The 13,743-nt window shown below is 69.9% G+C and carries 8 protein-coding genes and 1 pseudogene; 6 read left to right on the top strand and 3 right to left on the bottom strand.

Going from position 1 to position 13,743, the window contains the following annotated elements; all coding sequences use genetic code 11:
• Positions 1–246: 246 nt before the first annotated feature.
• Positions 247–1,326, bottom strand: coding sequence for a histidinol-phosphate transaminase (gene hisC / locus M2283_RS11835; RefSeq protein WP_280876088.1), 1,080 nt, complete (start codon positions 1,324–1,326; stop codon positions 247–249).
• A gap of 428 nt (positions 1,327–1,754) precedes the next feature.
• Between hisC and M2283_RS11830 the strand changes: the two genes are divergently transcribed.
• The 4 genes and pseudogenes from M2283_RS11830 (at position 1,755) to M2283_RS11815 (ending at position 6,033) form a co-directional block, all read left to right on the top strand.
• The gene (locus tag M2283_RS11830; RefSeq protein WP_280876087.1) at positions 1,755–2,867 is read left to right on the top strand and encodes a LacI family DNA-binding transcriptional regulator; all 1,113 of its coding nucleotides are present in this window, start codon (positions 1,755–1,757) and stop codon (positions 2,865–2,867) included.
• A 200-nt stretch (positions 2,868–3,067) separates the two neighbouring features.
• The gene (locus M2283_RS11825; RefSeq protein ID WP_280876086.1) at positions 3,068–4,153 is read left to right on the top strand and encodes a metallophosphoesterase; all 1,086 of its coding nucleotides are present in this window, start codon (positions 3,068–3,070) and stop codon (positions 4,151–4,153) included.
• Between the two features lie 193 nt (positions 4,154–4,346).
• Positions 4,347–5,210 carry a hypothetical protein gene (locus M2283_RS11820; RefSeq protein WP_280876085.1) on the top strand — a complete coding sequence of 288 codons (864 nt, stop codon included), beginning with the start codon at positions 4,347–4,349 and terminating at the stop codon, positions 5,208–5,210.
• A gap of 149 nt (positions 5,211–5,359) precedes the next feature.
• Positions 5,360–6,033 (top strand): annotated as a pseudogene (locus M2283_RS11815) (response regulator).
• 10 nt (positions 6,034–6,043) lie between these two features.
• Here the strand turns inward: M2283_RS11815 and M2283_RS11810 are convergent.
• Positions 6,044–7,264 (bottom strand): sensor histidine kinase, encoded by a 1,221-nt coding sequence (locus tag M2283_RS11810; RefSeq protein WP_280876084.1) that lies wholly within the window; start codon positions 7,262–7,264, stop codon positions 6,044–6,046.
• Positions 7,265–7,500: 236 nt separating this feature from the next.
• Between M2283_RS11810 and M2283_RS11805 the strand changes: the two genes are divergently transcribed.
• Entirely contained in the window at positions 7,501–9,756 is a 2,256-nt protein-coding gene (locus tag M2283_RS11805) for an MMPL family transporter (RefSeq protein ID WP_280876269.1), read from the top strand.
• Between the two features lie 147 nt (positions 9,757–9,903).
• On the opposite strand, the gene thiC is transcribed toward M2283_RS11805, so the two are convergent.
• Positions 9,904–11,706 (bottom strand): phosphomethylpyrimidine synthase ThiC, encoded by a 1,803-nt coding sequence (gene thiC, locus M2283_RS11800; protein WP_280876083.1) that lies wholly within the window; start codon positions 11,704–11,706, stop codon positions 9,904–9,906.
• A 514-nt stretch (positions 11,707–12,220) separates the two neighbouring features.
• On the opposite strand from thiC, the gene M2283_RS11795 reads away from it, so the two are divergent.
• A complete protein-coding gene (locus tag M2283_RS11795) occupies positions 12,221–13,738 on the top strand; it encodes a YibE/F family protein (RefSeq protein WP_280876268.1) in 1,518 nt (505 codons plus the stop codon).
• The last annotated feature ends 5 nt before the right edge of the window (positions 13,739–13,743 follow it).

Raw genomic sequence — 13,743 nt, 5'->3', positions numbered from 1 at the left:
CCTTATGTCGCCGTGGTCACAGCGGCAGTTTGCCCCTTTTGTCGTACACAAAGTGGAGCAATGGGACACGCTTGTGAACGCGTTCACATTCACAAGCAAGTATGACGCATGGCAGTTCGACTCCGGGCGGGTGGGGCCCCCTGACGGGCAAAGGGGACCCACATCACATCGCCGGACCATCGCCGAAGGCGGGAACTCCGCCCGGAATCCGCCGGAGGCCGGAGCTCCTCGCGAATCCGCCGGAGGCTAGAGCTCCTTGCGGAACGCCTCCGCCACCTTCAGGAAGATGTCGTTGGCCTCGGTCTCCCCCACCGTGATCCGCGCGCCCTCGCCGGCGAACGGCCGGACCACGACCCCGTGCTGCTCGGCAGCCGCCGCGAAGTCGAGCGTGCGCTCCCCCAGCCGCAGCCAGACGAAGTTGGCCTGGGTCTCGGGCACCGTCCAGCCCTGGCCCCGCAGCGCGTCGAGCACGCGGTGGCGCTCGCCGACCAACGAGCCGACCCGGCCGAGCAGTTCGTCCTCGGCCCGCAGCGAGGCGATCGCCGCGTCCTGGGCGAGCTGGCTCACGCCGAAGGGCACCGCCGTCTTGCGCAGCGCCGCCGCCACCGGCTCATGGGCGATCGCGAAGCCGACGCGCAGACCCGCGAGGCCGTACGCCTTGGAGAAGGTCCGCAGCACGCAGACGTTCGGCCGCCGGCGGTACAGCTCCACGCCGTCCGGCACCTCGATGTCCCGGATGAACTCGCGATAGGCCTCGTCCAGTACGACGAGCACATCGGCGGGCACCCGGTCCAGGAACCGCTCCAGCTCGGCCCGCCGTACGACCGTCCCCGTCGGGTTGTTCGGGTTGCAGACGAAGATCAGGCGGGTCCGCTCGGTGATCGCGTCCGCCATCGCGTCCAGGTCGTGCACATCGCCCGGGGTCAGCGGCACCTGCACCGCCGTGGCACCGCTGATCTGCGTGATGATCGGGTACGCCTCGAAGGACCGCCAGGCGTAGATGACCTCGTCGCCGGGTCCCGCGGTCGCCTGCAGCAGCTGCTGGGCGACGCCGACCGAGCCGGTGCCGGTGGCCAGGTCGGTGAGCGGGACGCCGAAGCGGTCGGACAGTTCGTTCATCAGGCCCGTGCAGGCCATGTCCGGGTAGCGGTTGAAGGAGGAGGCCGCGGCCGTCACGCTCTCCAGCACACCCGGCAGCGGCGGATACGGGTTCTCGTTGGAGGACAGCTTGTAGGCCGCCGGGCCGCCGCCGGCGGCCGGCTTGCCCGGCTTGTAGGTGGGGATACCCGCCAGCTCGGCGCGCAGCTTGGGGCTCGTCTCACTCACCGCAGTCCTCCTCGCGACCACCGGCGGACCCGTCGCCACCACCGGCTTCCAATACTTCTCACCTTATGAGGATTCGCCGTCGGTGCGTACAGCCGAGGGCTGTCCTGATCGGACCTCATCCGTCACACGCGCATCACGGGCATCAGCGCACGAAGTCTGACGAATCGGGGGGCGCGACCACATATATCTATGCGCCGGTGGCTCACGCCGTGGCGCGCATCACCCGTGCAGGTGAGTTGAGACCTCTTCGAAACATCGGGAAGTTGGCAGGCTCATGCGTGCCGACAAGTCACGTAGTGCCATTGGATCGTTCAACTGACTTTGTTTCAAAGGTAGTTGATGCTAAATGACCATGCAGAAACGTGCCTGTCAACGCGTGCATATGCGTCCGCCCTACCCGACCGCATGAGCCCTACTATCGGCTCGCCATGACAGCAGCAGGGAAGCACCAGGTGAGCCGCGCGGAAACCTCACGTCGAGGGAGCAGGCCGGGCCGAGCGGGCATCAGAGACGTGGCCGCCGCCGCCGGAGTCTCCATCACGACCGTCTCCGACGCCCTGAACGGCAAGGGCAGGCTCCCGGACGCCACCCGCCGCCACGTCCGCGAGGTCGCCGACCGACTGGGCTACCGCCCGTCGGCGGCCGCCCGCACGCTCCGTACCGGCAAGTCAGGGCTCATCGGCCTGACCGTGACGACGTACGGGGATGAACCTTTCACCTTCACCGAGTTCGCGTACTTCGCGGAGATGGCCAGAGCCGCCACCTCGGCGGCGCTCGCCCGCGGCTACGCGCTGGTGATCCTCCCCGCGACCTCGCGCCACGACGTGTGGTCGAACGTCGCCCTGGACGGCACGGTCGTCATCGACCCCTCCGACCAGGACCCGGTGGTCAGCGAGCTCGTCCGGCAGGGTTTACCGGTCGTCTCCGACGGCCGCCCGGCCGGCTCGCTCCCGGTCACCGCGTGGGTCGACAACGACCACGAGGCCGCCGTCCTCGGCATCCTCGACCACCTCGCCGCCGCCGGCGCCCGCCGCATCGGCCTGCTGACCGGCACGACCACGGACACGTACACCCGCCTGTCGACCACGGCGTACCTGCGCTGGTGCGAACGCGTCGGCCAGGACCCGGTGTACGAGGAGTACCCGGCGCACGACCCGTGCGCGGGCGCCGTCGCCGCCGACCGGCTGCTCGCCCGCCCGGACCGTCCCGACGCCGTCTACGGCCTGTTCGACCCCAACGGCACCGATCTGCTCGCCGCGGCCCGCCGCTACGGCCTGCGCGTACCGGACGACCTGCTTCTGGTCTGCTGCAGCGAGTCCACCGTGTACGCCAACACCGAGCCACCCGTCACCACGCTCTCGCTGAAGCCGCGTCGCATCGGCACCGCCGTGGTGCAGCTGCTCATCGACGCGATCGAGGGGGTCGATTCGGACCAACCGGTCGAGCAGGTGATACCGACGGAGCTGATCGTGCGCACCTCGTCCCAACGCCGTCCGCCGCGCACGACGGTCAGCCCGCCGAGGTCACCCGAGAAGGGGTAGGCCGACCATCACCCTGGGTGGTCCAAGCCCTGCCCAATCGGGGCGAAAGCCGCGGTGAACTGGACTCTTGCTCCGATTCACCACCCCTGGGTCATCACATGGCGCGATCGGCATTCCTATGATGGGCCCACGACACCGCGGGCCGCTGCGACCAGGCAGTCCGAAGCGGTTCAGATGCGGCGTGATGGTGGAGGGGTCTGATGACTCAGGGGGCCGGTCAGGGACCCGAGGCGGAGCGGGCGGCGACGCTGCGCGACTTCCGGGTGCCGGCGTACGTCCACGAGACCGGTCCGTACGGCGACACCACGCACCCGGGTGACGTCGCCGTACCCGTCGAGGAGGCGGCCGACCACCCCGAGGGGTACACGCCGACCCGGCGGGACCTGCCCGTCATCAACCGCGGTGACACGCTTCAAGTGCCCGCCGACCCCGCCTCCCTGGCCGCCCCGGACCGGGAGGAAGGCGCCGCCGGTCCGCTCTTCGTCGTCGGTGACGTGCACGGCTACCTCGACGAACTGCTGGCCGCACTCCAGGAGCGAGGTCTGATCGATTCCGCGGGCAACTGGAGCGCCGGCACCGCCCGGTTGTGGTTCCTCGGCGACTTCACCGACCGCGGGCCCGACGGCATCGGTGTCATCGACCTCGTGATGCGGCTGTCCGCCGAGGCGGCCGCGGCCGGCGGCTACTGCAAGGCCCTCATGGGCAACCACGAGTTGCTGCTGCTCGGCGCCAAGCGGTTCTCCGACACCCCCGTCAACTCCGGTGCGGGCACCGCCACCTTCCAGGCGGCCTGGCTGCTCAACGGCGGCCAGAAGACCGACATGGACCGCCTCCAGGACCACCACTTGCAGTGGATGGCCCGCCTCGACGCCGTCGAGGAGGTGGACGGCTATCTGCTCGTCCACTCCGACACCACCGCCTACCTCGACTACGGCGACTCGATCGAGGCGGTCAACGACACCGTCCGCGAGACCCTCACCCGCAACGACGCGGACGAATGCTGGGACCTGTTCCGCAAGTTCACCAAGCGCTTCTCCTTCCGCGACGAGGGCGGCGCGGACGCCGTGCGCTCCCTGCTGGACATGTACGGCGGCACCCGCATCGTGCACGGGCACAGCCCCATTCCCTATCTGCTGGGCGAAGTGGGCTCCGAGGAGAGCGAAGAGGATCCCCGTCCGCTGGTCGAGGGACCGCACATCTACGCCGACGGCCTGGCCATCGCGATGGACGGCGGGGTGACCATGGCCGGAAAACTGCTGGTCCAGCAACTGCCGCTGGAAAACTAGACGTTCACAGGGCAGGTATCCCCCCGCGCGGCGACCGCGATTAACAGCGCAGGCCAGGGCCCAATTTCTGGAAACCCCCTGTCACCCTGTGCCGTCACCGCTCTACCATCGGCTTATCCGTAGCAGGCTCCCCTCCGTTTCTGCCCGACGGCTCGTTGGCATGCGAGCCCCAAGCCCTACGGAGCATCGGGGGATGCACATGAACAGCGTTCCGCAGCACCTGCACAGCGAGGACCGCCAGGAGTACGAGCGGATCCTCGACGAGGCGCTGCGCTCCGCCCCTACCCGCCCGGAACTGGCCGCTGTCGGACAGCGGCTGAACCCCGAACAGCTGCGCACCATGGCGCTGAACGCCACCGCCCTCATCACGGTGGCCGCCGCGACCGAGTACCAGCACTACGTGAAGGTCCGCGAGGAACTGCGCCAGCCGGCGTCGTCCACCCCGTCGTCCGTCCGCGAGACCGGCTCGGCCGAGTCGGGCGTGGGCGCGATGGGGCTCGCCACCACCCTGGGAGAGGCAGCCGAAGGGGCGGGCGCCGTCGCCGTCGCCGCGGTCCTCACTCCCGTCCTCGCCGGCACGGCCGCGGCGATCTTCCTGCTCGTGGGCTACATCCTCAAGATGCTCGACCCCGAGCCGGCCTTCGCCCAGACCATGATCACCGCCGGATGGGTGTTCGGCGCCATGACCGCGGCCGCGATCCTCGTCGCCGCCGTCGGGCTGCTGCTCACCGCACTGCGCAACAGGCCCTCGCTCGAGACCGGCCTCTACGGAGAACTCGGCGAGGAGGTGGCCCGAGCCAGGGAAGCCTGGCGCGAGGCACTCCTGGAGCGCGGCATCCTGCCCTTCCTGCGAGACGCGCTGGCCGACCCCGGCTCCGCCGTGGCCCTGCACCCCACGGCACCGTCGGCGCCGACCAACCGCATCCCGCACCTCGGCTACAACAGCCCGGGCTTCAGCAGCCCGGACGACGGTCCGGCCGCCGGCCCACGCCCGAGCTTCACGAGCCCGGACTACACCAGCCCGGACTTCGGAGGCCCGGAACACCAGCCGGAGTAACCCTCGGCTTGCGCCCTCCGCCTCGGACGACCCCCTCGGGGGAGCGCAAGCCGAACACCCGGCCTGTCGGCCGAATGACCGACAGCCGCGCGGGAGAACCACAGGCACGGTCGACGCGACCGTCGCTCACGCCGTGGTAGGAACAGGCGGTGGCCGATACACGGATCACTGTGGTGATCGCCGACGACCAGCAGCTGGTGCGCACCGGATTCAGTCTGATCCTGGGGGCGCAGCCGGGCATCGACGTCGTCGGGGAAGCCGCCGACGGTGTCGAGTGCGTCGAACTGGCACGCCGGCTGCGCCCGGACGTCGTGCTGACCGACATTCGCATGCCCCGCCTGGACGGCCTGGACGTGGTCCGGCAGTTGGCGGGGCCGGGAGTGGTCGATCCGATGAACGTCGTACTGATCACCACCTTCGACCAGGACGACTACGTACGGACCGGCCTGCGGAACGGGGCGTGCGGGTTTCTGCTCAAGGACGCCTCGCCGGGGCTGTTGGTGGAGGCGGTGCAGGCGGCGGCCCGGGGGACGCGCTGGTGTCGCCCGCGGTGACGGTGCGGCTGCTGCGCCGGCTGGAGGAGACCGAGCGGGGTTCGGCGTCGGGGGACGCGGGGGTCGGTGGGCTCAGTGAGCGTGAGCTGGACATCGTGCGGCTGGTGGCGGTGGGGCGGACCAATCAGGAGATCGGCGACGCGCTGTTTCTGTCGCTGTCGACGGTGAAGACGTATCTGGCGCGGATCCAGGCCAAGCTCGACGCCCGCAACCGGGTGGAGGTCGCCGCGTGGGCGTGGGAGCACGGCGCGGTGCACCGGCCCCGGTGACGCCCGCCCGTCAACGCCCGGGCCGGTCGGCCTGGAGGGTGGTGTCGGCTGGCACGGCCAGGGGGAAGGCGGCCTGGACCTGCCAGCCGCCGTGGGGGAGCGCGCCGGTGCCGAGGGTGCCGTCGAGGGCCTCGACGCGTTCGCGCAGGCCCAGCAGGCCGAAGCCGCCGCGACCGCCGGCGGGTACGGCGGCCTTGTGGCGGGGCGCGGTGTTGGTGACCGTCACCTCAAGCCAGGCACGGTCGACGTCCAGGTGGACGGTGGTGCGGGCGCCGGAGGCGTGGCGGCGGACGTTGGTGAGGGCCTCCTGGACCAGCCGCTGCACGGAGAGTTCGACCTCGGGGCTGAGGCGGGCGGTGCGGGCCGCCGCCGTGACCTCCAGTTGGGCGGGTGTGGCGTCGCCGGAGGCGGTGGAGTGGGCGGAGACCAGGTCGGCCAGCTCGGTGAGCAGGTCGCCGGGGCGCAGGGCGGTGTGGTTGTCCTCGCGCAGGACGCGTACCAGGCGGCGCATCGACTCCAGGGTCTCCGTGCCGGACCGGGCGATCTCGCGCAGGATGGGCTCCACCTTGTCGGGGGCGGTGGCCTTGATGGTCAGCGCGGCGTTGGCCTGCACGATGATGCCGGTCATGTGATGGGCGATCAGGTCGTGCAGATCACGGGCGAGGGCCAGGCGTTCGGCCTGGCGCACGTCGTGCACGGCGCGTTCCCTGCGGACCTCCAGGGAGCGGACGGCACAGCCGATGACGACGCAGATCGCCACGGCGATGGTCAGGACGTAGCCGCCGGCGGCGAACGCCCCTCGTGATCCGCTGCGCAGCGGCACCGCGAGGATCACGGCGATCACCGCGAGGGTGTACGCGGTCGCGAGACCCGGCCGCCAGGCGTACCCGGTGGTGTGCACGACGAGGACGAGCAGCCCGGCCGTCTCCAGCGCCCCCCACCACCCCAGGTCGGAGGGTTCGAACATGGTCCAGACGGTCATCGCGACGGAGATCGTCACCGCGCCGACGACCCGCTTGACCAGTCCGGCCGAGCGCGGCCGGCCGAGGGCGAGCAGCCCGACCAGCGGGCCGGTGACGAACACGGGCAGCCAGGTCGTGGGCGATCCGTACGGATCGGGGCTCCTGCTGAGCAGGGCGAGGTCCGCGGCCCAGGTGAGGATGAACGCGATCAGGCTGCTGATCTTGAGCAGCCGACCGGCGGCCGGGTTGAGCAGGAGTTTCCAGTCCACGCGGTTCAGCGTAGGAGCGCAGGCCTGAATCGGTGTCGGCCGAATGACCGACAGGCCGGTGCGCGTCACGACCGAACGGTCGACACGCCACGGCCCGACCCGGCGGAAACCTGGTGACCACGGCGGCCGGTGACCCGTCCCCCGAGGCCCGGCCGCCGGCCAACGCGCCGACAGCCGCCGACAGATGGCTGCCGGACCGCCGCCAGACCCTCGTCAGACGGAGAGTTCACACCCTCATGGCCACCTTCCTGCACCGGATCGGCCGGGCCGCCTTCGAGCGGCGCCGGCTGGTCGTCCTTCTGTGGGCGCTCGTCCTGGGCGTCATGGGCGCCGCCGCCGCCAACAGCTCGGGCCCGCAGAGCTCCAGCTTCACCCTGCCCGGTACGGAGGCCCAGCGGGCGTACGACCTGCTGGCGGAGAAGTTCCCGGCCTCCAACGCGCAAGGCGCCTCCGCCCGTGTCGTCATGCGGGCCCCCGACGGCGAGAAGATCGGCGCCGCCGAGAACAGGAAGGACCTCGAAGCGACCCTGGCCGAGGTGAAGGACTCTTCCGGGCACATAGACCAGGTCACCGACCCCTTCACGGCGAAGACGGTCAGCGCGGACGGCACCACCGCGTATGCGCAGGTCACCTACTCCGTCAAGGACACGGGTCTGACCGACCACGACCACACCGGCCTGGACAAGGCACTGGACTTCGGCCGTGATCACGGGCTGACGGTAGAGGCGTCCGGAAACGCGCTGACGGCCCCCGAGGCCGGCATGGCGGCCGAGGTCATCGGCTTCGCGTTGGCCGCCGTCATCCTCTTCCTCACCTTCGGCTCGCTGGTCACCGCCGGCCTCCCCCTGGTCACCGCGGTGGTCGGGGTCGGGGTGACCATGACGGCCGTCACGGCGCTCAGCGGACCGCTCAACCTCAACAGCAGCTCCCCGGCTCTGGCCACGATGCTGGGCATCGCCGTCGGCATCGACTACGCCCTGTTCATCGTCTCCCGCTACCGCGCCGAGCGAGCGGCCGGCCATGATGCGAAGGAAGCCGCCGCCCGCGCCAACGGCACCGCCGGATCGGCCGTCGTCTTCGCCGGTCTGACCGTGGTGATCGCCCTGGGGGGCCTGGCCGTGGTGAACCTGCCCGTCCTGACCACGATGGGTCTGTGCGCCGCCGGTGCCGTGGTCGTCGCCGTCCTCGTCGCCATCACCCTGATCCCGGCGCTGCTGGGCTTCGCCGGCGAACGGGTCACCGACAAGGCGCGCAAGCGATTCCCCTTCCGATTCCGAGCGGCCAAGGCGCGATCCGAGGCTCGATCCGTCTCGGGCCGTCCGGGACTGGCACAGCGGTGGATCACCTGCGTACTGCGCAGGCCGGCGCGCATCCTGGTCCTGGCGGTGATCGCCCTCGGTGTGGTCGCCCTGCCCGCCACGAAGCTCGAACTCGGGCTGCCGGACGACGGTTCCAAGGCCGCCTCCTCCACCCAGCGCAAGGCCTACGACATGCTGTCGCAGTCCTTCGGGCCCGGCTTCAACGGCCCGCTCACGGTGACCGTCGACAACAGCGACCCCGCCGTCGCGCACACCGGTTCCGAGGAGATGGGCAAGTCCCTCGCCGGACTGCGTGACGTTGCCGCGGTGTCCCCGGCCGCCTTCAACCCGGCGGGCGACGCCGCCATCATCTCGGTCGTCCCCAAGAGCGCGCCGAGCAGCGACGCCACCAAGGAACTCGTCGGCGACATCCGCTCCCTGGCCGACAAGGTCGGAGCGGAGACGGACGCCCGCTCCCTGGTGACCGGGACGACGGCCCTCAACATCGACGTCTCCGACAAGTTCAGCGCCGCGATCGTGCCGTACCTGGCGCTCGTCGTCGGCCTGGCGATCCTGGTGCTGATCCTGGTCTTCCGGTCGATCCTGGTGCCGGTCAAGGCCGCCCTCGGCTTCCTCCTCTCCGTCCTGGCCTCCCTCGGTGCCATCGTCGCGGTCTTCCAGTGGGGCTGGCTGAAGGACCTGATCGGTCTGCAGCAGACCGGCCCGATCATGAGCCTGATGCCCATCCTGCTGGTCGGCATCGTCTTCGGTCTGGCCATGGACTACCAGGTCTTCCTCGTCACCCGGATCCGCGAGGCATACGTCCATGGCGCCGACGCCCGCACAGCGGTCGAGGCCGGCTTCAAGCACAGCGCCGGCGTCGTCACCGTCGCGGCGATCATCATGGTCACCGTCTTCTCCGGCTTCGTCGGCGGCGACGACGCCATGATCAAGTCACTCGGCCTCGGACTCGCGATCGCCGTCGTCTTCGACGCCTTCATCGTCCGCATGACGATCGTCCCCGCCGCCCTCGCCCTCCTCGGCGAACGCGCCTGGTCCCTGCCCACCTGGATCGACCGCGTCCTGCCCAACGTGGACATCGAAGGGGAGAAGCTGACGCAGACCGGTCCTGCGGTGCCCTCCGGGGAGCGACCGAAGGACAGCCCGGCGCACGACTTCAGCGGGCAGCGCTGAGGTAGGTAGCGCTGAGGCAGGTAGGCGAGGTCGGGCAACGCTGAAGCAGGTACCGAGGGGGCAGGCCGGGCGGTCCGCCCCCTCGTCACCCTTTGGCCGTCAGGACTCAGCCCTGAGCCCTCAGCCCTGACTCCCCAACTCTCAGCCTCAGTCGGCGATCGGCAGGTACACCCGGTTACCCGCCGCCGCGAACTCCTTCGACTTCTGGGCCATGCCCTCCTCGACCTCGGCCCTGGTGCCGCCGTGTTCGCGGCGGATGTCGTGGGAGATCTTCATCGAGCAGAACTTCGGCCCGCACATCGAGCAGAAGTGGGCCGTCTTGGCCGGCTCCGCCGGGAGCGTCTCGTCGTGGAACTCCCGTGCGGTGACCGGGTCCAGGGCGAGGTTGAACTGGTCCTCCCACCGGAACTCGAAGCGGGCGTCGGACAGCGCGTCGTCCCAGTCCTGCGCGCCGGTGTGTCCCTTGGCGACGTCGGCGGCATGGGCGGCGATCTTGTAGGTGATGACGCCGGTCTTGACGTCGTCACGGTTGGGCAGGCCCAGATGCTCCTTGGGCGTTACGTAGCAGAGCATGGCCGTACCCCACCAAGCGATCATCGCGGCACCGATGCCGGAGGTGATGTGGTCGTACGCGGGCGCGACGTCCGTCGTCAGCGGGCCGAGCGTATAGAACGGAGCTTCATCGCAGATCTCCTGCTGAAGTTCGATGTTCTCCTTGATCTTGTGCATCGGGACGTGTCCCGGGCCCTCGATCATGGTCTGTACGTTGAAACGCTTCGCGATCGTGTTGAGTTCCCCGAGCGTGCGCAACTCCGCGAACTGCGCTTCGTCGTTGGCGTCCGCGATCGAGCCGGGCCGCAGGCCGTCGCCCAGCGAGTACGTGACGTCGTAGGCGGCGAGGATCTCGCACAGCTCCTCGAAGTTCTCGTACAGGAAGGACTCCTTGTGGTGCGCGAGGCACCACGCGGCCATGATCGAGCCGCCGCGCGAGACGATGCCGGTCTTGCGGTTGGCGGTGAGCGGGACGAACGGCAGCCGCACGCCCGCGTGGACCGTCATGTAGTCCACGCCCTGCTCGGCCTGCTCGACGACCGTGTCCTTGTAGATCTCCCAGGTCAGCTCCTCGGCCCGGCCGTCGACCTTCTCCAGCGCCTGGTAGAGCGGCACCGTGCCGATGGGGACGGGGGAGTTGCGCAGCACCCACTCGCGGGTGGTGTGGATGTTGCGGCCGGTGGACAGGTCCATGACCGTGTCGGCGCCCCAGCGGGTCGCCCAGGTCATCTTCTCGACCTCCTCCTCGATGGAGGAAGTGACCGCGGAGTTGCCGATGTTGGCGTTGACCTTCACCAGGAACCGTTTGCCGATGATCATCGGCTCGATCTCCGGGTGGTTGACGTTGGCCGGCAGCACCGCGCGGCCCGCCGCGATCTCCTCGCGGACCACCTCGGGCTCGACCTTCTCCCGGATGGCCACGTACTCCATCTCGGGTGTGATCTCGCCCCGTCGCGCGTAGGCGAGTTGTGTGACCGCGCTGCCGTCCCGGCTGCGGCGCGGCTGGCGCGGTCGCCCGGGGAAGACCGCGTCGAGGTTGCGCAGACCGCCCCGTGGCGAGGTGTGCTTGATCCCGTCGTCCTCGGGACGGACGGGACGACCCGCGTACTCCTCGGTGTCGCCGCGGGCGATGACCCAGTTCTCCCGCAGCGGCGCCAGGCCTCGGCGGACGTCGGTGTCGACGAACGGATCGGTGTACGGGCCGGAGGTGTCGTACAGGGTGACCGACTGCCCGTTGGTGAGGTGCACCTGACGGACCGGCACGCGCAGATCGGGGCGCGAGCCCTCGACGTACCCCTTGTGCCAGCCGATGGACTTCCCGGCCTCCGCGGACTTCTGGCCCTCGACGGGCGGTTCGTCCTGGCTGGAGACAGGCGTACGTGCGTCCTTGATGGTCATGAGACCTACTCCCTACGCCGGCATTACCCGGTAACAGGTTCAGCGGTCGACGCAGCGGCTTCCGTCTGTCGACGCTTCGTGTGAAACATCACTCGACTCGAATGACGTTCCACGTGAAACATCGCTGGGACGAAGGTCAGCGCCCTCTCAGCCCGGTGCTCCGAGCTCCCGCGTGTGCAAAGGTGCCTCCACGCTAGCGTCAATTCGGGCGCGGTGAACAGAGGGCCTCTGTCGTTCTTGCGATGATCGGGCGGTGACCACCACGAATCAGCCTCCGTACCCGCCCCCGGACCCGCGCCGCGGCCCGGGCCCCGGTCATGGCCCCGGCGGTGGCCGTGGATACGGCGATGGCAACGGCCGTGGATACGGCGGTGGTTTCGACGCCAATTCCGGTGACGACTTCAGTGAAGGTGCTGGTGGCGGCTTCGGCGGGGGGCACGGCCACGGGCCCAACTCGGGCGATGGGCGCGGTGAGCGGCCCCACCTGGACGGCGGGCGCGGTCAGCAACCCCACTTGGACGGCGGGCACGAGCCCGGGCGCGGGCATGGCTCGGGGGACGGCCACGGTCACGATCCCGGTGACGGACACGGACACGGACATGGGCCTGATCCCGGTGACGGACACGGACATGGGCCTGCTCCCGGCGATGGACACGGGCACGGATCCGGCTCCGGCGGTGGTCACGGACACAGTCACAGTCACGGCCCCGCGGCCCCCGTCTCCAAGCACCTGCGCAAGGTCATCGCCGCGATCCTGATCCCGTTCACCGCGGCCGTGGTGGTCGGGCTGGTCGTGCTGTGGCCCGGCGGAGCCCCGGCGCACGAGCGCACCGGCGTGGGCTTCGACCGGCAGACCCAGCAGGCGACGGTCACCAAGGTCCAGAGCGTGAGCTGCAAGTCGGTGAACGCCTCGGCCGGGTCGTCGACCGGGGACACCTCCACCGCCGAGGGCAGCTCCGCCCAGCAGGAGGAGAACGGCACCTGCAAGAAGGCGACCATCCGCGTCGACACCGGCAACGACAAGGGCCGTACGTTCACCGAGATCGTGCAGCCGGACCAGTCGCGGCAGTTGCACGAGGCCGAGAAGGTCGTCGTCGCCTACGAGCCCTCGGCGCCCAAGGACCTGCAGTACTCGGTCACCGACGTGAACCGCCGGATCCCGATGGGCGTGCTCGCCGGCATCTTCGCGCTCGCCGTCGTGGTGGTGGGCCGACTGCGGGGCGTCATGGCCCTGGTCGCGCTGGCGATCAGCTTCATGATCCTCAACTTCTTCATCCTGCCCGCGATCCTGCAGGGCTCGAACCCGCTGCTCGTGGCGGTGATCGGGGCCAGCGCCATCATGCTGATCGCCCTGTACATGTGTCACGGTCTGTCCGCCCGAACATCCGTGGCGGTACTGGGCACGCTGATCTCACTGGTGCTGATCGGCGTCCTCGGCTCGCAGTTCATCGGCTGGGCCGCGCTCACCGGCAACACCGACGACAACACCGGGCTGATCCATGGCCTGTATCCGTCGATCGACATGAGCGGTCTGCTGCTCGCCGGCGTCATCATCGGCTCGCTCGGTGTCCTCGACGACGTGACGGTCACCCAGACCTCGGCGGTCTGGGAGCTGCACGAGGCCAACCCCTCGATGGGCTGGCGCGGGCTGTACCGGGCCGGCATCCGCATCGGCCGCGACCACATCGCGTCCGTGGTCAACACGCTCGTCCTCGCCTACGCGGGCGCCGCACTGCCGCTGTTGCTGCTCTTCTCCATCGCGCAGAGCAGCGTCGGGTCGGTCGCCAACAGCGAGTTGGTGGCGGAGGAGATCGTCCGCACCCTGGTCGGCTCGATCGGCCTGGTCGCCTCGGTGCCGGTCACCACGCTCCTCGCGGCTCTGGTGGTCTCGGCGGACCGCCCGACGCAGGAGACGGCCGCAGCGACGGCTACCGCGGCGCCCACGGGTCCGTCCTCGGCCTCGAGTTCGACGATCACCGACACCGCACCCATCCAGACCCGCACAGGACACGGTCGGCGCCGTAAGCGCTGAGCGGC

Origin of the sequence: Streptomyces pseudovenezuelae, assembly GCF_029892565.1 — a bacterium.
In the GTDB taxonomy this organism is placed as follows: Bacteria; Actinomycetota; Actinomycetes; order Streptomycetales; family Streptomycetaceae; genus Streptomyces; species Streptomyces pseudovenezuelae_A.
This window is presented reverse-complemented; position numbering and strand designations above follow the sequence as displayed.

What these genes read in the sequence shown, in the direction of transcription:
- M2283_RS11830 (WP_280876087.1), top strand. Translation starts at nt 1,755, where the DNA reads ATGACAGCAGCAGGGAAGCACCAGGTGAGCCGCGCGGAAACCTCACGT.
- M2283_RS11820 (WP_280876085.1), top strand. Translation starts at nt 4,347, where the DNA reads ATGCACATGAACAGCGTTCCGCAGCACCTGCACAGCGAGGACCGCCAG.
- M2283_RS11825 (WP_280876086.1), top strand. Translation starts at nt 3,068, where the DNA reads ATGACTCAGGGGGCCGGTCAGGGACCCGAGGCGGAGCGGGCGGCGACG.
- thiC (WP_280876083.1), bottom strand. Translation starts at nt 11,706, where the DNA reads ATGACCATCAAGGACGCACGTACGCCTGTCTCCAGCCAGGACGAACCG.
- M2283_RS11805 (WP_280876269.1), top strand. Translation starts at nt 7,501, where the DNA reads ATGGCCACCTTCCTGCACCGGATCGGCCGGGCCGCCTTCGAGCGGCGC.